The organism is Sphaerisporangium krabiense (assembly GCF_014200435.1).
In the GTDB taxonomy this organism is placed as follows: domain Bacteria; phylum Actinomycetota; class Actinomycetes; order Streptosporangiales; family Streptosporangiaceae; genus Sphaerisporangium; species Sphaerisporangium krabiense.
In genome coordinates, this window is the sequence record NZ_JACHBR010000001.1 from 2,862,952 (window position 1) to 2,881,667 (window position 18,716).

General features: G+C 70.7%; 19 protein-coding genes. 7 read left to right on the forward strand and 12 right to left on the reverse strand.

Translation table 11 applies throughout. From position 1 onward, the window contains the following. From BJ981_RS12840 to BJ981_RS12850, 3 genes are read right to left on the reverse strand one after another with little or no spacing between them, the layout of a single operon-like run. Positions 1-1,383: an NAD(P)/FAD-dependent oxidoreductase gene (locus BJ981_RS12840; protein WP_184611114.1), complete on the reverse strand. Its 1,383-nt coding sequence runs from the start codon at positions 1,381-1,383 to the stop codon at positions 1-3. Further along, positions 1,380-2,828, reverse strand: a complete 1,449-nt coding sequence (locus BJ981_RS12845; RefSeq protein WP_184611116.1) for an FGGY family carbohydrate kinase — start codon at positions 2,826-2,828, stop codon at positions 1,380-1,382. Before BJ981_RS12845 ends, BJ981_RS12840 begins: the two co-directional genes overlap by 4 nt. Beyond that, positions 2,825-3,610, reverse strand: coding sequence for a DeoR/GlpR family DNA-binding transcription regulator (locus BJ981_RS12850; RefSeq protein ID WP_184611118.1), 786 nt, complete (start codon positions 3,608-3,610; stop codon positions 2,825-2,827). The genes BJ981_RS12845 and BJ981_RS12850 overlap by 4 nt, the downstream gene beginning before the upstream one ends. A gap of 430 nt (positions 3,611-4,040) precedes the next feature. Between BJ981_RS12850 and BJ981_RS12855 the strand changes: the two genes are divergently transcribed. Genes BJ981_RS12855 through BJ981_RS12870 form a run of 4 tightly spaced genes read left to right on the forward strand, consistent with a single transcriptional unit; the run spans position 4,041 to position 7,937 of the window. Continuing rightward, on the forward strand, positions 4,041-5,018 hold the full coding sequence (locus BJ981_RS12855) for a substrate-binding periplasmic protein (protein ID WP_184611120.1): 978 nt from the start codon (positions 4,041-4,043) through the stop codon (positions 5,016-5,018). Further along, on the forward strand, positions 5,015-5,761 hold the full coding sequence (locus tag BJ981_RS12860) for an amino acid ABC transporter permease (RefSeq protein ID WP_184611122.1): 747 nt from the start codon (positions 5,015-5,017) through the stop codon (positions 5,759-5,761). The genes BJ981_RS12855 and BJ981_RS12860 overlap by 4 nt, the downstream gene beginning before the upstream one ends. Beyond that, on the forward strand, positions 5,761-6,531 hold the full coding sequence (locus BJ981_RS12865; RefSeq protein ID WP_184611124.1) for an amino acid ABC transporter ATP-binding protein: 771 nt from the start codon (positions 5,761-5,763) through the stop codon (positions 6,529-6,531). The genes BJ981_RS12860 and BJ981_RS12865 overlap by 1 nt, the downstream gene beginning before the upstream one ends. A gap of 41 nt (positions 6,532-6,572) precedes the next feature. Then, a complete protein-coding gene (locus BJ981_RS12870) occupies positions 6,573-7,937 on the forward strand; it encodes a flavin monoamine oxidase family protein (RefSeq protein ID WP_184611126.1) in 1,365 nt (454 codons plus the stop codon). A 66-nt stretch (positions 7,938-8,003) separates the two neighbouring features. On the opposite strand, the gene BJ981_RS12875 is transcribed toward BJ981_RS12870, so the two are convergent. Continuing rightward, a complete protein-coding gene (locus tag BJ981_RS12875) occupies positions 8,004-8,723 on the reverse strand; it encodes a hypothetical protein (RefSeq protein ID WP_184611128.1) in 720 nt (239 codons plus the stop codon). 108 nt (positions 8,724-8,831) lie between these two features. Continuing rightward, a complete protein-coding gene (locus BJ981_RS37485) occupies positions 8,832-10,160 on the reverse strand; it encodes a helix-turn-helix transcriptional regulator (RefSeq protein ID WP_239139729.1) in 1,329 nt (442 codons plus the stop codon). A 148-nt stretch (positions 10,161-10,308) separates the two neighbouring features. Here BJ981_RS37485 and BJ981_RS12885 point away from each other — a divergent pair, with 148 nt between their 5' ends. The 3 genes from BJ981_RS12885 to BJ981_RS12895 are packed head-to-tail and all read left to right on the forward strand — an operon-like array spanning position 10,309 to position 12,501. Then, on the forward strand, positions 10,309-10,812 hold the full coding sequence (locus BJ981_RS12885; protein ID WP_239139730.1) for a SigE family RNA polymerase sigma factor: 504 nt from the start codon (positions 10,309-10,311) through the stop codon (positions 10,810-10,812). Continuing rightward, on the forward strand, positions 10,799-12,148 hold the full coding sequence (locus BJ981_RS12890; RefSeq protein ID WP_184611130.1) for a hypothetical protein: 1,350 nt from the start codon (positions 10,799-10,801) through the stop codon (positions 12,146-12,148). The genes BJ981_RS12885 and BJ981_RS12890 overlap by 14 nt, the downstream gene beginning before the upstream one ends. A gap of 47 nt (positions 12,149-12,195) precedes the next feature. Beyond that, a complete protein-coding gene (locus tag BJ981_RS12895) occupies positions 12,196-12,501 on the forward strand; it encodes a nuclear transport factor 2 family protein (protein ID WP_204070702.1) in 306 nt (101 codons plus the stop codon). Positions 12,502-12,514: 13 nt separating this feature from the next. Here the strand turns inward: BJ981_RS12895 and BJ981_RS12900 are convergent, their stop codons facing one another. The 7 genes from BJ981_RS12900 to BJ981_RS12930 all read right to left on the reverse strand — a co-directional run bounded on the left by BJ981_RS12900 (position 12,515) and on the right by BJ981_RS12930 (position 18,697). Continuing rightward, a complete protein-coding gene (locus tag BJ981_RS12900; protein ID WP_184611132.1) occupies positions 12,515-12,928 on the reverse strand; it encodes a hypothetical protein in 414 nt (137 codons plus the stop codon). A 378-nt stretch (positions 12,929-13,306) separates the two neighbouring features. Continuing rightward, positions 13,307-15,118, reverse strand: coding sequence for a cellulose binding domain-containing protein (locus tag BJ981_RS12905; RefSeq protein ID WP_184611134.1), 1,812 nt, complete (start codon positions 15,116-15,118; stop codon positions 13,307-13,309). 220 nt (positions 15,119-15,338) lie between these two features. After that, positions 15,339-15,731 carry a DUF4265 domain-containing protein gene (locus BJ981_RS12910; protein ID WP_184611136.1) on the reverse strand — a complete coding sequence of 131 codons (393 nt, stop codon included), beginning with the start codon at positions 15,729-15,731 and terminating at the stop codon, positions 15,339-15,341. A gap of 217 nt (positions 15,732-15,948) precedes the next feature. Next, positions 15,949-16,707 carry an enoyl-CoA hydratase-related protein gene (locus tag BJ981_RS12915; RefSeq protein WP_184611138.1) on the reverse strand — a complete coding sequence of 253 codons (759 nt, stop codon included), beginning with the start codon at positions 16,705-16,707 and terminating at the stop codon, positions 15,949-15,951. Between the two features lie 45 nt (positions 16,708-16,752). Then, entirely contained in the window at positions 16,753-17,271 is a 519-nt protein-coding gene (locus BJ981_RS12920; RefSeq protein WP_184611140.1) for a hypothetical protein, read from the reverse strand. Beyond that, complete coding sequence (locus tag BJ981_RS12925; protein WP_184611142.1) at positions 17,268-18,506, reverse strand: NAD(P)/FAD-dependent oxidoreductase; 1,239 nt, start codon at positions 18,504-18,506, stop codon at positions 17,268-17,270. The genes BJ981_RS12920 and BJ981_RS12925 overlap by 4 nt, the downstream gene beginning before the upstream one ends. Then, positions 18,503-18,697 carry a ferredoxin gene (locus BJ981_RS12930; RefSeq protein ID WP_184611144.1) on the reverse strand — a complete coding sequence of 65 codons (195 nt, stop codon included), beginning with the start codon at positions 18,695-18,697 and terminating at the stop codon, positions 18,503-18,505. Before BJ981_RS12930 ends, BJ981_RS12925 begins: the two co-directional genes overlap by 4 nt. Positions 18,698-18,716 lie beyond the last annotated feature (19 nt).

Consider the following 18,716-nt stretch of genomic DNA (forward strand, 5'->3'; position numbering starts at 1 on the left):
TCAGGCCTCCGTTCCGGTGGCCTCGGCGAACAGCCGGCCGACTTCGGCGCCGCAGAAGAACCCCTGGCAGCGGCCCAGCGTCGCGCGGGTGCGGCGGCGCAGTCCGTTCAGATCGTGCGGCGGAATCGGCGCGGCGAACGCGTCGCGGACCTCGCCCCTCGTCACCTTCTCGCAGAAGCACACGATCCGCCCGTACTCGGCGTCCGCTCTGATCAGCTCGTCACTCTGGTACGGCCGGGTGAACGCCTCGCCGAGCACCGGCACCCGCACCGGCGGTGGCAGATCGGAGCGCGGCTTGAGCGGCAGCCCGGCCTCGTCGAGCAGGTCACGCAGGTGCTCGGCGATGCTCATGCTCGCGGTGAGCCCGGTGGAGCGGATCCCGCCGAGGCACGCGTAGCGCTGCCCGGCGTCCACGTCGACGACGTAGTCGCCGTGCTCGGTGGCGGCGCGGAGTCCGGCGTAGGAGGTGGTGATCTCTTCCTCCAGGAGTGACGGCATGATCCGGCGGCCCTTCTCCAGCAGCGATGCGATGCCGGCCTCGGAGGTGGAGGTGTCGGTGCGGTCCTGCAGGTCTTCGGAGGTAGGACCGAGCATCACGTTGCCGAACACGGTCGGGCTGATCAGCACCCCCTTGCCGCGTGAGGTCGGCACCGGCAGCACGATCTTCGGCGCCAGCGGCCGGGCAGCCGTGTCGAACACGATCAGTTCGCCTCGCCGGGCCGTCACGGAGAACCGCCGGTGGCCGAAGAGGCCGTCGATGACGTCCGCGCCGAGCCCGGCCGCGTTGACCACCCACCGGGCCGTGATGTCGCCCCGCGAGGTGTGCAGCGTGGTCAGGTCCGGCCCGGCGTCCACCGACTCGACGCGGGCGCCGAGTCGCAGGTCGACGCCTCGGGCCAGCGCGTCGTAGGCGAAGGCGAGCGTGGTGGACCACGGATCGACGATCGACTCGCCGGGCACGGTCATCCCGCCGAGGGCGCCTGGTCCGAGGGCGGGGACGGTCTCGTAGACGGTGTCGCGGCCGACGATCTCGGCGGCGTGGTAGCCGTTGGCGACGGCCTTGTCCCCGAGTCCCGGCAGCGCGGCGAGCTGGTCCTCGTCCCAGGCGACCAGAAGGGCCCCGGTCGGCTCGACCGAGATGCCCGTCTCGCCGGCATACCGCGACAGCTGCGCGTAGCCACGAGCCACCAGCCGGGACTCCAGCGTGCCGGGGGTGGCGTCGAAGCCGGTGTGCAGGAGCGCGGTGTTGGCCTTGCTGGTGGCGTCGCCCACGTCGTCACGGGCCTCGACCAGCGCCACGTCCAGCTCGAACGCGGCCAGCTCACGGGCCACGGCGCACCCGACCACCCCGGCCCCGATGATCGCGACGTCATGGATCCTCATGTGTCGTCCCTCCGGGCCGCCGCCGAACGAGCAGCCTTCTCCCAGCGCGCCATCGCCTCGGCGGCCCGCCGCTCGGTCCAGGCCGGCTCGAAGGACACGGCCGGGGACCACCCGTCGATCGCGGCCGGCAGGGACAGCTCGTCGTCGAGCGCCAGCCGGGCGAGAGCCGCAGTGCCGAGCGCGGTGGCGTGTGGCGACGGGTAGACGTCCACCGGGACCTGCAGCAGGTCGGCCTGGGCCTGCATCAGGGTGTGCGAGCGGGTCAGCCCGCCGTCCACCCGCAGCCGGGTCACCGGCACGCCGATGTCGGCGCTCATCGCCCGGGCCAGGGTGGCGACCTGCGCCGCCAGGCCCTCGACCACGGCGCGGACCAGCCGGCCCCGCGTGGTGGCCAGGCCGAGGCCGGTGAACGCGCCGCACGGCTCAGGGTTGCGCCACGGCTGCGCCAGACCGGCCAGGCCGGGTACGAAGCAGGCCCCACCGGAGTCGCCGGCCGCCTCGGCGTCGAGCGCGTCCGGCGCGGACAGCAGGCCCAGATCGACCAGCCACCGTACGGCGGAGCCGGCTGTGTAGACCTGGCCGTCCAGGCAGTAGCCGGTGGACGCGCGCAGCGACCAGGCGAGCGATGAGGTGAGCCCGTGCGCGGACCGCACCGCACGGTCGCCGGTGGCGCCGAGCAGGAACGCACCGGTGCCGTACGTGCACTTCACCATGCCGGGGTCGAGGCATCGTTCTGCGACCAGCGCGGCCTGCTGGTCCACGACCAGCCCGGCGACCGGGACCTCCGCGCCGGACCCCGACGCGCCGAACATCGACGTGCCGCCCACCACCTCGTCGCAGCGCGCCACCCGGGGCAGCGCCTCGTCGTCGAGGCCGAACAGGGCCAGCAGTTCGGGATCCCAGGCGACCTCGTCGAGGTCCAGCAGCAGGGACCGGCTCGCGGTCGTCGCGTCGGTGACGAACTCGCCGGTCAGCTGGTGGACCAGCCACGAGTCGGTGGTGGTGACGACGCCCTCGCGGGTGGCGTGCCGGCGCAGCCAGGCCATCTTCGGGGCCGAGAAGTAGGGGTCGAGCACGAGCCCGGTGCGTCGCCGGATGAGCTCGGTGTGCTCGCCCATGCCGGCGCAGACGTCCTGGGCGCGGCCGTCCTGCCAGACCAGCACCGTCGACAGCGGGCGGCCCGTCGAGGGATCCCAGGCGAGCACCGACTCTCCCTGGTTGGCCAGCGAGACGGCGGCCAGCGGCGGGTCTCCGGCTTCGCGCAGCGCGCGGATCCCGGCCTGCCGCACGGATTGGAGCAGCTCGAGCGGGTCCACCTCGACGCGCCCGCCGTCCAGGTAGGCGGGCCGCACGGGGACCTCCACCACCGACAGCGTGCGCTCACCGTCGTGCACCAGGGCCTTCGTGCCGGAGGTGCCCTGGTCGACGGCCAGAATCACGGTCATGGCCGGGCGGACAGGTCGTTGCCGGTCACCACATGACAGCCGACCCCCCGCAGCGCCTCGGCCAGCGCCTCGTCGGTGATCGCGCCGGCGATCAGCCCGGTGAAACCGCCGAGGTCGCAGACACGGAACGCGGCGACCCGGCCGTGCTTGGTGGAGTCGGCCAGCACGTACGAGCGAGCCGAGGTGGCGAGCACGGCGCGCTTGGTCGCGACCTCGTCCACGTGGAAGTCGGTCAGCCCGGCGTCGGCGCTCACCCCGCCGGAGCCGAGGAAGGCGATGTCGGGCCGCAGGTCCTGGAAGAAGCCGAGCGTCGTCGCGTTGGACAGCGCCAGGTCGCCGGCGCGCACCCGGCCACCCGAGACCAGCACCTCGATCCTGGCCCGTCCGGCGAGCTCGGAGGCGACCAGCAGCGAGCAGGTGACGACGGTGCCGTGGTAGTCGTTCGGCAGTGACCGGGCGACCTCCAGCGCGGTGGTGCCGACGTCGATCATCACCGTCATCCCGGGGCGCACCAGCGAGGCCGCGCTGCGGCCGATGGTGACCTTCTCCTCCGTGGCCAGGGTCGCGCGGTCGAGGAAGGACGCCTCCTCACCGGCCATCGAGGTGCGCAGCGTCGCTCCGCCGTGCACGCGCACCAGCAGGCCCTGCCGTTCGAGAGCGGACAGGTCTCGCCGGACCGTCTCGTCCGAGACGCCGAGGGAGCGGGCCAGCTCCTCGGTGCGGGCGTGTCCGGTGGGGGCCAGGAGGGTGAGGATCCGGTCCTGGCGTTCCGCCGCTAGCACCCGGACCACCTCCGCGTCGGGCGGAGGAATCTTTGACCGATCATGACCGATATTGTGGGTTGTGTGGCGCGTTGCTGTCAATGTGACCGGCCTTGAAGCTCCCGGGGCCCCTGGTGTTCAGCCTGGTCACATGCAAGATACCCATGATTCGCCGGAGGTTCCTGGTCATTGTGATGCTGGTCACATTGACAAATTTCCCACGGATTCCTACGTTACCCACATGTTCGCGGGCAAAATCCCTCGAATTACCACAACGAGATCGGGCTGAAACGGGCCTTGATCGGCCGCGTGGACATAGTGATCGCTCCGCCCCAGGAACAAGCCGGCGATCCACATATGCCTACGACCACCGCGAGCCCGGCGGACGGTGGGGGACGGTGCCCCGCACCTGTGGCAGCTGGTTCGTTGACAAAGGACACGAGGTACCGAAATGACGCGCACCCTGAACCTCGCGAGATCTCGCAAACTCGTCGCGGCCGTGGGCCTGACGCTCGCCACCACACTGGGACTCACCGCCTGTGGCTCGGGTTCCGGCTCGGGCTCCGGTTCCGGCTCGGGCACCGGCACCGCCGCCGCCGAGGACCTCGGACTGGTCAGGTCAGGTGAGGTGTCGGTCGGCTTCATGAACGGCCTGATGCCGTACGTCGGCCTTGACAAGGGCGCTCTGACCGGTGTCGACGGCGACCTGTTCGCGCTTGCCGCCAAGGAGCTCGGCCTTGAGGTGAAGCCGCAGGGCATGGAGTTCTCGGCGATGATCGCCGGCGTCCAGGCGGGCCGCTACGACATCGGGATCGGCGGTATCTCCTGGACCAAGGACCGCTCCCAGGTGGGCGTGATGAGCGACCCCGTCTACTACAGCCCCGCCCTGATGCTGACCCGTCCCGGGGTCAAGGCGACCTCGGTCGCCGACCTCAAGGGCCTCAACGTCGGCGCCGTCACCGGATCGATCAACGACGAGGCGGTGCGCGCCACCCCGGGCGCCAAGGCCCGCACCTACCCGGCGTGGGCGCAGGCCATCAGCGACCTGGCCGCGGGCCGGCTGGACGCGATCAACATCGACCCGCTGACCGCCGTCTATCTGCGCGACACCCGCCCCGACCTGAAGGGCTTCGAGGTCCAGACGATGACGCCGCCCACGGACGAGGAGGTCGCCGCCAACCCCGGCCTTCAGGGCTTCCGGCCGTACCAGGTGGTCTGGTACTGCTCGAAGAAGGCCGAGAAGCTGTGCGGCAAGCTGGACAAGATCACCAACGGCTGGTTCGCCTCGAAGGCCTCCAGTGAGGTGCTCAAGAAGTGGGGCGTGAACGCCGACGACTTCCTGACCGCCACCCCGGAGATGACCAAGGTCCGCAAGGGCGTCGACCGTCCCGACACGTGGACGGCGCCCACGCTCGGAGGCGGTAAGTGAGTCTGCTCTCGGTCGACTGGGGCGGGTATGCTCCCGTCCTGGTCGACGGGCTCGTCAAGTCGGTACAGCTCACCGCGATCGGTTTCACGGGCGCCTGTCTGGTCGGGTTCGTCGTCGCGGTGCTGCGGATGTCGCAGAACCGGGTGGTCAACGCGGCGGGTTACCTCTACACCGAGCTCTTCAAGAACCTGCCGATGATCACCGGCATCTTCATCATCTACTTCGGTCTCACCGGCATCGGGCTCGTCCTGGACGCTTTCACCGCCGGCTGGGTCGCCCTGGCGCTGTTCTACGGCGCCTACCTGGCGGAGATCTTCCGCGGCGGGCTGCAGGGCGTCTCGCGAGGGCAGACCGAGGCGGCGCACGCGCTCGGCCTGACCTCGGCGCGGGTCCTGCTGACAGTGCAACTCCCGCAGGCCGTACGGCTGGCGCTGCCCGCCACCGCCACCATGCTGGTGGACCTGCTGAAGGGGACCGCGCTGCTGGTCACCATCGGCGGCGGTGAGCTGATGACCCAGGCGACGATCATCACGTCCGAGACCTTCCAGCCGCTGGAGGTCTACATCGTGATCGGCCTGATCTACGTGGCGATGAGCTGGCCGCTCGCCCGCCTGGCGGGCTACCTCGAATCCCACCTGCGCGAAGGCACCGCGCTGTCCCCGACGAGCCGCAAGCTGCGCAGGATCACCGGGGCGAGGCTCGCACAGGACGTCACCGTGACCACCGGGGAGAAGGTCGGCTGATGAGCGAACCGACGATCCAGATCAGAGACCTGCACAAGTCGTTCGGCGGCCTCGAGGTGCTGCGCGGCGTCGACCTCGACGTCCAGTCCGGCGAGGTCGTCGCCGTGCTGGGCCGCAGCGGCAGCGGAAAGAGCACCATGCTGCGCTGCGTCAACCTCCTGGAGACCCCCACCAGCGGCACCATCACCGTCGGCGGGACGGCCGCGTTCGCCGGCCGCAAGGCGGCGAGGGGACGTGACCTGGTCGCGCTGCGCCGGAAGGTCGGCATGCTGTTCCAGGGGCTGAACGTGTTCCCGCACCTGTCGGTGGTCGAGAACGTCGCCCTGCCCATGGTGCGCAGCCTGCGCACCGGCCACGAGGAGGCGGTGGACACCGCGATCCGGCTGCTCGGCAAGGTCGGCCTGGTGGAGAAGGCCCTGTCGATGCCCGGCCAGCTGTCCGGCGGCCAGCTACAGCGGGTCGCGCTGGCCCGCGCGCTCGCGATGAACCCGCTGGCGCTGCTGTTCGACGAGCCGACCTCGGCACTCGACCCCGAGTCCACCATGGACGTGCTCAACGTCATGAAGGACCTCAGCGCCGAGGGCATGACGATGATCATCGTCACGCACGAGGTGAAGTTCGCCCTCGACGTGGCCGACACCGTCCTGATGATCGCCGAGGGCAAGGTCATCGAGCGGGGCTCCCCAGCGCAGATCGCCGAGAACCCGCAGGAGCAGCTGACCAGGAAGTTCCTGGCCGAGCACACGAAATTCGAAGGCAGCGCCGCCTGACCTCCCATGGCCGCGTGACCTCCAAGGAGTGCGAAGACATCATGAATGCCGAGAACCACGACGTCATCATCGTCGGCGGGGGAGTCGCCGGGCTGTCGGCGCTCTGGCAGCTACGGCACCGCGACGTGGTGCTGCTGGAGGCCGACGAGCGGCTGGGCGGACGGCTGATGTCGCTGCCGCGCGGCGACTACTGGATGAACCTCGGCGCCCACCTGTTCCCGGGCGCGGGCTCGCACGTCGAGCGGATGACGTCGGCCCTCGGGCTGGAGACCATCGGCATCCCGGGGGCCAAGTTCGCGCTGACCTTCGCCGGCAGGGTGTACGCCAACAAACGCGTCGAGACCTACCCGTTCACCCTGCCCCTGTCGCTGCGCGAGCGGGTCGCCCTCGCCAACGTCGGCCTGCGCGCGGTGGGCGCGGTCAAGGTGTGGCAGGACACCCAGCGGGAACGGCCCGGCTGGGCGGCCACCCGCTTCGGCGGCTACCTGGCCAACCGGTCGTTCCGCGAGCTGATCGGCCGCCCGCCGGCCCGGGTGGACGGCATCTTCCGCGCGGCCGGGCACCGCGCCGCCTCCGAGCTGGAGGACCAGAGCGCCGGCACCGGCGGCGCGCTGTTCGGTGGCGTGTGGGCGGGTCGCAAGAGCCTGCTGTCGTACAACCTCCACGGCGGCTCGGGCCGGCTCGGCGAGGCGATGGCCGCCGAGCTCGGGCACCTGGTGCGCTACGGCGCCTCCGTGACCAGGGTCCGCGAGGCGGGCGGTCACGTCACGGTCACCCTGCGCGAGAACGGAGAGGAGAAGACGCTGCGCGCCCGCCAGGTGATCATGGCCACGCCCGCGTACGTCTCGCACCGCGTCGTCGAGGGCCTGCCGGGTGACGTCGCCGACGTGCTGGCCGACGTCAGGTACGGCCCCTTCGTCAGTGCCGGCGTCATCACCACCGAGCGCGGCCCGATGCCGTGGGACCACATCTACGCGCTCACCGCCACCGAACAGTCCTTCGACATGCTGTTCAACCACGCCAACCCCCTGCGCGTCGGTCGCGCCCGGCGTCCCGGCGGCAGTCTCATGGTGTACGCCGGAGGCGACGGAGCACGCAGGATGCTGGACCTGGAGGACAGCGGCGTGGAGTCGCGCTACGCCGACGACCTCGTCGCGGTGTTCCCTCAGCTGCGCGGCAACCTCGGCGAGATCAGGATCCAGCGCTGGGAACACGGCATTCCCTACCGCCGGCCCGGTTTCTCCTTCGAGCCGATGCTCCGCCACAGCCGCCGCACCGACGTCGGCGTCCACTTCTGCGGTGACTACTTCGGCGACCTCGGCAACATGGAGCTCGCCGCCGCGTCCGGCTTCCGGGCCGCCCTCCGCGCGGGCGTCGCCCTCGGCGCGAACGCCGGGCGCCCCTGAGCGGGCCCCGGTCGCCCTCCCGGGAACATCATCGAGATCCCCGCCCTGCCCACTGGTCCCTGTCCGTCAATGCCTGCCGAGTGCGGTGCGCAGCCCGTACCAGCCGATCGCGGCGATGAGCGCGACCTGGAGCAGGTAGCCGGCGGCGACGGCCACGGCGCCGAGTGACCCGGTCGGCAGCCCGGCGAACACGACGACGTAGGCGATGCCCGCGATCGACAGTGGGCGCGGCATCGTCTTCGAGATCAGCGTCCCGATGAGCGCGAACAGCACACCGAGGGCGATGGCGACCTGGGTGCCGATGATCGCCGGGAGGAGTTGACCGAGGTGTGCGTTGAGGACGTCGAAGAGCTGCCGGCCCTCGGCCTCCGGCAGTACCGCGGGGTCGGCCGCGTACGCGAACGGCAGCGCCTCGGCGGTGATCGTGAGGGCGAAGAGGATCCCGCCGATGCCGGCCAGCAGGGCGCCGGCCAGGTTGAGCACGCCGGCTCTGCCCCGGGCGAGCAGCACGAGGAAGACCGCGCAGGCGACCCAGGAGACCGCATACCCGGGGCCGCCGAGGTACAGGTTCATCGGCCAGTACGCACCGCCCAGCGCGCGTACGTCGTCGTACCGGACCGTGCCGTCGAACGGCGGCTCCCAGAACGCGAACCCGGTCCGTCCGGCCAGCGAGACCAGCAGCAGGACGAAGAGCCCGACGAGGGCGACGCGCCGCTGGGCCGAGCGGGCCGGGACCGGCTCGGCGGCCGGGGGGATGACGGTGCCGGGGAGTTCGGATGCGGTCACGGTCGTATGCCTCCTTGGATCGGTGCGCGGCTCGCGCCGGTCCTCACCGTCACCGCGGGGGCGTCCCGCGGGCATCGGCCTCAGCACCTATCTTCGGAGAAGACCAGCTCAGCCGGCCTCGCTCAGCCCCTGTGGCCCCTGGTTCGCGGCGGCGTGATCCAGCCAGATCCTCGTGGCCCGCACGCGACGATTCGTCTCGGCGTCGGGCGTGAGGCCGAGCTTGACGAAGATCGCGCGGAGGTGGGCGTCGACCGTGCGCTCGGACACCACGAGCTGGGCCGCGATCCCGGCGTTGCTCGCGCCCTCGGCGAGGACGGCGAGCACCTCGGCCTCGCGCGGGGTCAGGCCGGTGACCGTCACCCCTCCAGCAGGCGCCGCGAGACCCTTGTCGTTCACAGCCGCCGGGGTCTGCGGGGCCAGGATCCGGGCGAGTCGTCCCGTCCCGGCCCAGGCGCCGCCGCCGACGACGACCGTCACGGCCGCGACGAGGAACGCGACCGAGGTCGCGCCGAGCCGGAGACCGGGGGCCGCGATGACCGTCCCGGTCCCGATCACGGCCAGGGCAGCGCCGGCGAGCCCGGTGCCGCGCACGACGATCGCCACCTGGCGACGCTCGACGCCGCCGCGCGCGGCGATCAGCGCGCAGGCGGTGCTGAACGCCGAGGCTCCGGCGAGAGCGACGAAGAACGCGACCGAGCCCAGCGACGGCTCGACGGCGCCGGGGTCGCGGGCGATGGCGAGCAGGAGGCAGAAGCAGACGGTGAGCGGCGCGGCGGTGGCCCCGGCCGCGGCGACCCCGATCCGCGCGCGGGCGGACCCCTCCGAGCCGAGCGCGGCACGCCACAGCGTCACCGGGACGAGCAGGAGGGCCAGGACGCCGAGCAGCGTGGCGAGGGCGCCGACCGGCTCGAGCGCCGTCCGCCAGGACTCCGGCGCGATGGTCGGCAGGCCGGTGAACGGTTCGCTCGCCGTCGTCAGCAGCGCGTCGGCGAGCGTGACCGCGCCGATCGCCGCGGCCAGGAGCGGGTGCGTCCAGGGCGTCTTCGCGCCGGTCCGGATGGCCGCGGACGCGGTGAGCTGCATGAGGGCGAGCGGCGGGATCCACGCCGAGTTCCAGGCGGCGACCGCGAGCGCGGCGGTCGGGTGCCCGGCCGTGACCCCCCACACCGCCCAGGCCGCCAGGACGAGATAGAGGAGCAGGGCGGCGCAGAGCCAGGCCGCGAGCGTGCCGGCCCGCCGGTTACTCACCTTGGCGAGCCGGGTGGCGGCAACGGCCGCGCCGGTCGCTCCCGCCGCCAGCGCGAGCACGCCGACCGGGTCGGTGGCGAACCCGTCGTGGCCGGCCAGCCGGAACGCGAGCAGGGCGGCCACCGCGACGCCTCCGGCGACCCCGGCCAGAACCCGGCCCGCCGACGGCGACCGGGCGATGGCGGTCATGCCGGCCTTACCCGCGGCCGGTCACGAGCCGAAGCGGCGTCATGCGCCATACGTTAGCGCTCCTGGGGCTGGGGCTGGGGCTGGGGCTGCAAGGCAACCTTCGCGGTGTGCTGTGCGTGTAGGGGGTCATGATTTCGAGGGGCGTACGGTGACGCCGGATACGGACGGGTTCACGGACTTCGTGGCCGCCCGTAGTACGAGCCTGTTACGCACGGCATATCTGACCTGCGGTTCGGTCCAGGAAGCCGAAGATCTGCTGCAGACCGCGCTGGAGCGGGCGTGTCTGCGGTGGGACAGGCTGTGCCGTGGCGGCGATCCGGAGCCCTACATCCGGCGGATCATCGTCAATCTGGCGATCAGCCGGTGGCGGCGTTTGGCGGTCATGCGGTTCATTCCGATGCACACCCCTCCCGAACAACCCGCCGCCCGGGAGGACATCGAGTTACGGCACGTCGTCATGGACGCTTTACGAGCGTTGCCACCCCGTCAGCGCGCTGTGGTGGTGCTCAGGATCTGGGATGACATGACCGAGGCCCAGACCGCGAAGATGCTCGGCTGCTCCGTCGGCACGGTCAAGAGCCAGACGTCCAAGGCGCTGAAACGCCTGCGGGCGCTGCTGGGTGAGGAGGTGGCGAGCAGTGCGCGGCATTGAGGAACGGCTACGTCAGGGGATGACCGAGGCGACCCGGCCGGTGCGGGGGGCACCGGAGCTGGCCGTACGGGTGACGGCCCGAGTGGCGCTGCGCAGAAGGCGGCGCAGGCTGGCGGCGAGTGTCACCGCGGCGGCCGCCGCCGTGCTGGTGGTGGTCGGTGTCATGTCGTCGCACATCGTCACCCGGCCCGACCCGGTCGCCACCTCCCCGGAACTCGATGGTGTACGGATCGGCTACATCCCGGAGGGGCTGGGTGCCCCGCGACGCCTGCGGGCGCAGGAGAAAGACCGCAACGGAGCGATCCGGCTGCGCGGTGAGGCGCTGAGGTGGCAGGCCGGCCGCGATTTCGTCCAGGTCACGGTCTACCGTACGCACGGCGCCGTGCGCGACGCTCTGGACATCCTGGCCATGAACGTCCTCTACTTACCGGTCGAGCCGCGTTACAGCAGCGATCCGGTGGTGTCCGGGGACGGCACCAGCTCCATGTGGGTCGCTGACTACGGCCTTGTGCTGAAAGTCGCTGTCTCGGTGACTCTGAAGGGAGAGCGCGACCGAATCGCCGATGCGCTGAGACTGGTCGGCTGGAATCCCGCCTTCGCCGGAATCCGCGTCAGTTACATGCCGGCCGGCATGTGGGTCTCAGGAACGGGGGCGGATTCCGACGTGCTGTCCCGGTTCTGGCGAGATGGGGCCGGTCGGCGCGTCTCCATCGATGTCGTGTACGGCCGGGGCGCGGCGACGCTGGAGAAGTTGCGTGCCGCCGGACAGCCGCCGGAGGTTCTGACCGATGTGCGTCCGGCCTCGGTGCGCGGCCGGCCGGCCTACGCGGCGACCACCGGACAGGGCGGCCCGGCGTTGCTGTGGCTGGTCAAGCCGGGAATCGGCGTGCGGATCCGAGGGGACCACCTGCCGGAGGGCGACCTGGTGCGGATCGCCGAGGGCATCCAGTCGCCTCCAGAAAGCCAGGGCGAGTCCGTCGACGGCATCGCGATCTCCCTCGCCGGTCTGGATCTGCGGCCGGGTCCTGTGGAGACCGCCGTCGCGGCACGCTGGCGTTCCACCACCCGGCGATGGACCGGCGCGGACGGCAAGGACGCCGTCACCGTGTCGATCCAGCGTGGCGCGGGGCTCCTGAGCAGCGTCTGGTGGGAGAGCGTGTCCAGAGGCGAGCCGAAGCCGGCGACCGTCGCCGGGGTACAAGGGCATCTGCTCGACACGGGGATTTCTACGACCAGCCGGAAGTTCACCTGGACTCCGGTGTCCGGCCTGGCCATCGTGGTCACCGCCCCCGCGCCTGATCTACGGCGAATCGTGAAGGGCGTCGCGGTGCCATGACGCTGGAAGCCACGGTGAACAGGTGAATACACGTGGACCTCTGAAGGGTGCTTGACGGTGCGGGCCGCACCTTCGATTTCTCACACCACGTCTTCCACACGGCGTTTCCCGGCGGATTCTTCTGGGAGGTGCTCGAGGTGCTCAGCCCGCCACCGGTCGGGCGTCACTGGGGCGTGTTCGACGGCGAATACCAGGGTTTCCCGCCCAACGGGCAGACGGTCGAGATGTACGGCGTCAGCGTCGCGAAAGTGTCCGACGACCTCAGGCTGGTGGAGGTCGAGCACTACTACGACCCCAACGCCTTCCTCGGGAAGCTGACCGGCGGCTGCCCGGTGGCGCACAGAGAACCATGATCGTGCGGACCTCTCAGGGGTCGCAGTCGGAGGTTTCGAGGGACAGCGTGGCGAGATGGCGGGCGATGGCGTTGGTGTCGGTGTCCTGGACTTCGCTGAGGACGACCACCGCGATGTCGTCGTCGGGCAGGTTCAGGCAGCCGTTGGAGGGGCACGACGCCTGAGGCCTGAACGCCTGCTTGACGGTGGCGGGTGGCGCGACCCGGTACGTGCCGAACGCGCGGTCCCAGCGGACGATGTCGTCGGCGTCGGCGTAGATACCGGTCGCGGAGAACGCCTGGGAGCCGTTGATGGGCGGGGCCGGCGCACCGAGCGTGAAGTAGCCCTTCGCGTATCCGTCGGGCGGGTTTCCCCTGCTGTTGTCTTCAAGCCGGCGATCGACCGGATGCTGCTCGCCGATCTGCACGCTCCACGCAAGCAGCAGCACACCAGTAAGCGGATCTTTGACCGGCTGGTGGCTGAGTATGAGATGGAGGGGATCTCCTACTCGACGGTCTGTGAAAACGTGTCGTGGCGGCGGCCGGAGATCAGAGTGGAGGTGGGCCGGGCGCCGCCCGTGGAAGTTCCGATTGATCAAGAACAAAGCCTGGCGTCGAAGCCGAGGTCGCGCCGGCACCGTCGTGGACGAGCGCGTCTGGACGATCCGCGAGAGCCTGCGGCGCGGCGACCGGGTGCGGCTGAGGCTGGGCAGGCCGCTGCCCGGACCCCGCACACCACGGCCCGGCAGGTCACCGCCCTGACCCCGCACACGGTAGGAGGCGGCGCGCACCATGGCCCGCCGCCTCCCTCATTCACTGCCGTGCCGTCAGCCCACCGTGCAGGCCGAGCCGTTCACGGTGAAGGCGGTCGGCGCCGGGTTGGTGCCGGTGTGACTGCCGCTGATCCCGACCGAGACGGACTCGCCGGGAGCCACGGTCTTGTTCCAGATCAGGTTGCCGGCCCTCACGTTGGCGCCGTTCTGGCTCCAGACGGCGTTCCAGCCGCTGTTCACGTGCTGGCCGGCCGAGAAGGACCAGGCGATGGTCCAGCCGGTGACCGTGTTCAGGCTGGTGTTGGTGTAGGTGATGTCGGCGTTGAAGCCGTTGGACCACTCCGAGGCCAGGCTGTAGGTCACCTTGCAGGCGCCGACGCCCGGATCGGCCGGAGTGGTCAGGCTGACCGTGCCGGACGGGTCCGAGACGTTGCCCGCGTCGTCACGGGCCCGCACGTAGTAGGTGTAGGTGGTGTTCGGGCTGAGGCCGGTGAGCGCCGCGCTGGCGCTAGGGTAGGTGCCGACGGGCTGGCCCGAGCCGGTGAACAGGTCGTAGCCGATGACACCGACGTTGTCGGTGGAGGCGGTCCAGGTGAGCGTGACCGCGCGGGAGGTCAGGTTGCTCGCCACCGGGGTTCCCGGCGTGCTCGGCGGGACCGTGTCCTCCGGGGCGGTGCCGGGCGCGGCGTACAGCAGCCGGTTGGGCGAGCCGTCGCCGATGTTGGTCAGCACGTTCTTGGTGGAACTGCTGATGAGCGCGGCCTTGGTGTCGGCCATCGTCGCCGTCGGGTTGTCCTGGAGGTAGCGGGCGACCCAGCCGGTCACGTGCGGAGCGGCCATGGACGTGCCGGACCAGGAGCCCGAGGCGTTGTCGTCGGTGTTGACCGAGGAGGTGATGGAGACGCCGGGCGCGAACACGTCCACGCAGGTGCCGTAGGAGGAGAACGTCGCCTTCTGGTCGGTGATGTCCGTCGCCCCGACCACGATTCCGCGCGGCGAGCGCGGCGCGTTGGTGCAGGCGTCGGTGTTGTAGTTGTTGGCGATGAACACGGTCTGGACGCCAGAGTCGATCAGACCCTCGGCGGCGTCGTTGGCGGCCGTGCCGTAGCCCTGGAGGCTGAAGTTGGCCACCGAGCGCGCCGGGTGGTTGAGCGCGACCCAGTCCATGCCCGCCACCAGGTCGCTGGTCAGGCCGCTGTTGTTGCAGTTGAGCACGCGCACGGCCACCAGGTTGACCGCCTTGGCCATGCCGTAGGTGGCGCCGCCGACCGTGCCCGCCACGTGCGTGCCGTGGCCAAGGCAGTCGTCGGTCCTGCCGTCCTCGACGAAGTTGGCGCCGAAGGACGCCCGCCCGCCGAACTCGGTGTGCGTGGTGCGGATGCCGCTGTCCACGATGAACGCCGTGCTGCCCGCACCGGTCGTGGTGTAGGTGAAGCTGTTGTTCAGCGGCAGGTTGTGCTGGTCGACGCGGTCGATGCCCCAGCTCGGCGGGTTGGGCTGGACCGTCTGGCCGCTGATCGCCGAGTCGGGCTCGACGTAGGCCACGGCCGGGTTGGCGCGGACCGCGTCGAGGGCGTCGTCGGGCAGGACGGCGGCGAACCCGGCGATGGCCTTGGCGTAGCGGCGGGTGATCTGGCCGCCTTCGACGACCGCGTCACGCTCCAGCGACGCGCGTAACTCCCCGGACAGGGCCGCCGATTTCTTGACGACCACGATGTAGCGGTCTCCTCCGGCGGCCGTCGGGCCGGCTTCGAGGAGTGGTGCCAGACCCGCCGTCTCCGCCTGGGCGGGAATCGCCGTCGCCGTCAGGGGCAGCGTGAGTGCGGCGCAGGCCAGGGCCAGTCTGCGCTTCCATGCGAGAGGCAAAAGGGTTTTCCTTTCGGAGGGATCTTGCCTCTGCGGACACTAACTGATCTTGAAACCCGGCGAGCAAGGCAATTTTTGAACGTCCGGCGTCGCCCGCGTGTCCACCGAGTCATGCTCATCTTCGCCGGTCAGCGGCTGGGTGCGATGTTGGCGTTGCGGTGGAAGGCGGGATGCCGTTAAGAAATGTGTCACCAGCCGCCAACCGTAACGTCGCTGCAGGTCAGGAAGGTATGCCTTCATAGAGGCTTCGACTCCCGGCCTCATCGAAACTCCTCGATGCAGGCCGCGAGGACCACGCGTCTTGCCACTCGTCGGTGACGCAACCGAGCTCGTAGTGCCACCATCCGTCCTCCTGCCCGTGGTCCAGGAGCGCCTTGAGGCCGGAGAAGTCAGCGCCGGCTGGTGCGGTCAAGGCCACCATGGGGAAATCCTCGCTGAACACCTCGCCCCCGAGCCCAAACGCCGCAAACCGCTGGTGCACCACCTCGGGGAGGACGGCACGAGGTACGGGCAGACACGGTCGTCGAGGCCGAGCAGCCCACGGTCGCGGAGCCATGGCCTTCAGGGCGGACTCGGACATCGGGCACGCGAAGCTGACGACCGCGGAATTCATCGATCTCGTCAAGGCCGTCGACGGGCACGCGCGAAAGGCGCTACAAGGGTGAGCGTCTGCCCATTGTTCGTGGTGAACGGTGAGTCGGCCCGCCGGTGTCAAGGCGACGGCGGGCACCGGCGATGAAATATGGGGCGCCGTTCCACGTTCCGCCGCAGGAGACCCCGGACCCGATCGCGGTCCGGGGGGCAAGCCTGATGAACACTGTGGCGTGGTGTCAGTCTCCGGTGAACTTGGGCTGTCGGCCCTCGCGTACTGAGGCGAAGCCCTCGCGGAGGTCCTTTGTGCCGAACATGAGTTGGTAGCCGCGGCGTTCCAGGGCGATTCCGGCTTCGAAGGAGGTGTCCAGGCCGAGGCGGACGACCTCCTTGATCTGCCGTACGGCGAGGCGTGGGCGGGAGGCGATCAGTGCGGCCAGTTCCACGGCGCGGTCGATGGCGTTGCCCTCGACGACCTCGGAGACGTAGCCGAGGCGGTGGGCGTCGGCCGCGCTCAGGGGCGTGCCGGTGAGGAGGGCGTACAGCGCGTTCTGCCGGCCGATGGTCCGGGGCAGCCGCTGGGTCGCGCCGCCGCCGGGTACCAGGCCGATGGTGACCTCGGTCTGGGCGAAGCGCGCGTTCTCCGCGGCGATCACGAAGTCGCACTGCAGGATGAACTCGTTGCCGCCGCCGAACGCGTCTCCGTTCACGGCGGCGATCACCGGCTTGGCGCTGTACCAGAACGCCTGGTGGGTGTAGGCGCGGATCGCGCCGACCACATCGCGTTCGGCCTGTTCGCTCAGGTCGGCGCCGACGGCGAAGACGGTGTCGCCGCCGGTCAGGACGATCGCGCCGATGTCGTCATCGGTGTTGAGCGTGTCGATGGCCGCGGCGAGCAGCTCGCGCACCTCGGTGTTGAGCGCGTTCCGCACCTCCGGCCGGTTGAGCCGGATGATCGCGACGCCGTCGCGGGGCTTTTCGATCTCGACAACTGCCATGGGTGGTTCTGGCCTTTCTGTACGCCCGGGCAGGGGCGGCGGGCGTCAGTGGTGGGACTCGAAGGTGTCCATGTTGGGGTTGTTCTTGAGCTTTCCGAAGATCTCGGAGCCGTTGTTGATCCAGTACGGCGACTGCGGCGTTCCGGTGGCGCCGTCGAGGTCGGCGACGCCGATGAAGCAGACCATGAACCAGATCAGTTCGGCCGCGAACATCTCCGGGTGCTCCCGCGGAACACGCCCGCCCACCCGCCGGGTCCACTCGGCCATGGCCGTGTCCAGGTCGATCCGGAAGCCGAGGGTGGTGTCCGGGAGATCTGAGTCGTGGAATGTCACTAGAAGCCGGTCTTTGCCGTCCTCGACGGCGTATTCCACCCCTTCGAAGGTGAACGCCGGCCAGAACGACCGGTCGTGGAGGTACTCGTCCTCGGCCGGCGCGTGAGAGGCACGACGGTTGGTGCGGTACCGGTCGCTCAGCAGCGACCACATGTGGTCGCTGATCACCTCGGGCAGCGCGGCGCCGCCGTTCGGCTGCCTTGTGCCGTCCGCGGCGGGATCGACGTTCACCCTGCGTACACCCCCTGGGTGGTCATGCCTTCCGACTGGATGCGCGCCTTCATCCGCATCACCGCACGCGGCGCGTTGACCCCGGCGGCGGCGACGACCCGGCCCGCCCGGAAGTAGGTGACGAACGGGTGCCCGTCCGCCCCGGTCCTCTCGACGCGGACCTCGTCGTGGCCGTGCGCGTGGCCGACCATCTGGTACTTGAGCCCGTATTGGTCGGACCAGAAATACGGCACGTCCGCGAACGGCGCGGGCTCCCGGCCCTCCTGAGCCGCCGACCAGCTCTCGACGGCGTGCCGGGCCTGGGCCGACGCGTTGCTCCAGTGCTCCACGCGCATCCGGCGCCCGAACACCGGGTGCCACCAGTTGGCGACGTCCCCGGCCGCGAAGACGTTCGGCCGCGCGGTGCGCAGCGCCGCGTCGCAGCCGAGGCCGTCGGAGAGGTCGAGTCCGCCGCCGTCCAGCCAGTCGCAGGAGGTCACCGCGCCGAGCCCGAGGACGACCAGGTCCGCCGAGGTCCGCTCGCCGTCGTCGTAGGTCAGCGTGACCGGGCCGCGCGGCCCGGCCGCCGACAGGCCGGTGACGGTCGCGCCCAGGCGGGTGGTGACGCCGTGGGCGTGGTGCCGGTCCAGGCAGAACCGCCCGAGCTCGGCGCCGAACACCGGCTCCATCGGCAGCCGTCCCTGCACGACCAGTTCGACGGGCAGCCCGCAGGACCGCAGCGAGGCGGCCATCTCGCTGCCGATCAGCCCGGCGCCGACGACCACCGTACGGGGCCGCCCGGCCAGCCGCTCCTTGATCCGCTCGGCGTCGGCGAGGGTGCGCAGGCAGTGGACGCCGGGCAGCCCCGTGAACGCGGCGGGGACGCGGGCGCGCATGCCGGTGCAGACGAACAGGGCGTCGAAGGGGATCCATTCCTCCCCGGCGCCGGCGGTACGCGTGACCAGGACACGGTCGGCGTCCGGGTCGAGCCGGGCGCACACCGCGTGGTCCAGGACGCGCAGTCGGAGGCCGTACCGCTCGGGGACCGGCAGGCGGATCGTGTCCCGGGTGACCTTGCCCTGGATGAGCTCCTTGGACAGGGCGGGCCGGGAGTACGGGGCCGTGCCCTCCGGGCCCCGTACCCAGACGACGTCGCCGGTGAAGCCGCGCCGGTCGAGTTCGGCGACCACGGTGTGGCCGGCGAGGGAGCCGCCGGCCACCACGATGGTCTGTGAGGTGTCGCCGGCCACGCTCATTCCACCAGGGTCAGGGCGAGGACCGGGCAGGAGGTGACCGACTGGCGGACCTGGGCGTGGACCTCGGGGTCGTCGGGGATCTCGTCGGCGATGTGCAGGGTCAGGTCGTCGTCGATGTCGAAGACGTCCGGGGCGATGCCCATGCACACGCCGTTGCCGTCGCACAGGTTGCGGTCAACAGTGATCTTCATGTCGTTCCTCACGCGAAGG

What these genes read in the sequence shown, in the direction of transcription:
- BJ981_RS12840 (WP_184611114.1), bottom strand. Translation starts at nt 1,383, where the DNA reads ATGAGGATCCATGACGTCGCGATCATCGGGGCCGGGGTGGTCGGGTGC.
- BJ981_RS12845 (WP_184611116.1), bottom strand. Translation starts at nt 2,828, where the DNA reads ATGACCGTGATTCTGGCCGTCGACCAGGGCACCTCCGGCACGAAGGCC.
- BJ981_RS12855 (WP_184611120.1), top strand. Translation starts at nt 4,041, where the DNA reads ATGACGCGCACCCTGAACCTCGCGAGATCTCGCAAACTCGTCGCGGCC.
- BJ981_RS12865 (WP_184611124.1), top strand. Translation starts at nt 5,761, where the DNA reads ATGAGCGAACCGACGATCCAGATCAGAGACCTGCACAAGTCGTTCGGC.
- BJ981_RS12870 (WP_184611126.1), top strand. Translation starts at nt 6,573, where the DNA reads ATGAATGCCGAGAACCACGACGTCATCATCGTCGGCGGGGGAGTCGCC.
- BJ981_RS37485 (WP_239139729.1), bottom strand. Translation starts at nt 10,160, where the DNA reads ATGACCGCCATCGCCCGGTCGCCGTCGGCGGGCCGGGTTCTGGCCGGG.
- BJ981_RS12910 (WP_184611136.1), bottom strand. Translation starts at nt 15,731, where the DNA reads ATGAATTCCGCGGTCGTCAGCTTCGCGTGCCCGATGTCCGAGTCCGCC.
- BJ981_RS12915 (WP_184611138.1), bottom strand. Translation starts at nt 16,707, where the DNA reads ATGGCAGTTGTCGAGATCGAAAAGCCCCGCGACGGCGTCGCGATCATC.
- BJ981_RS12925 (WP_184611142.1), bottom strand. Translation starts at nt 18,506, where the DNA reads ATGAGCGTGGCCGGCGACACCTCACAGACCATCGTGGTGGCCGGCGGC.
- BJ981_RS12930 (WP_184611144.1), bottom strand. Translation starts at nt 18,697, where the DNA reads ATGAAGATCACTGTTGACCGCAACCTGTGCGACGGCAACGGCGTGTGC.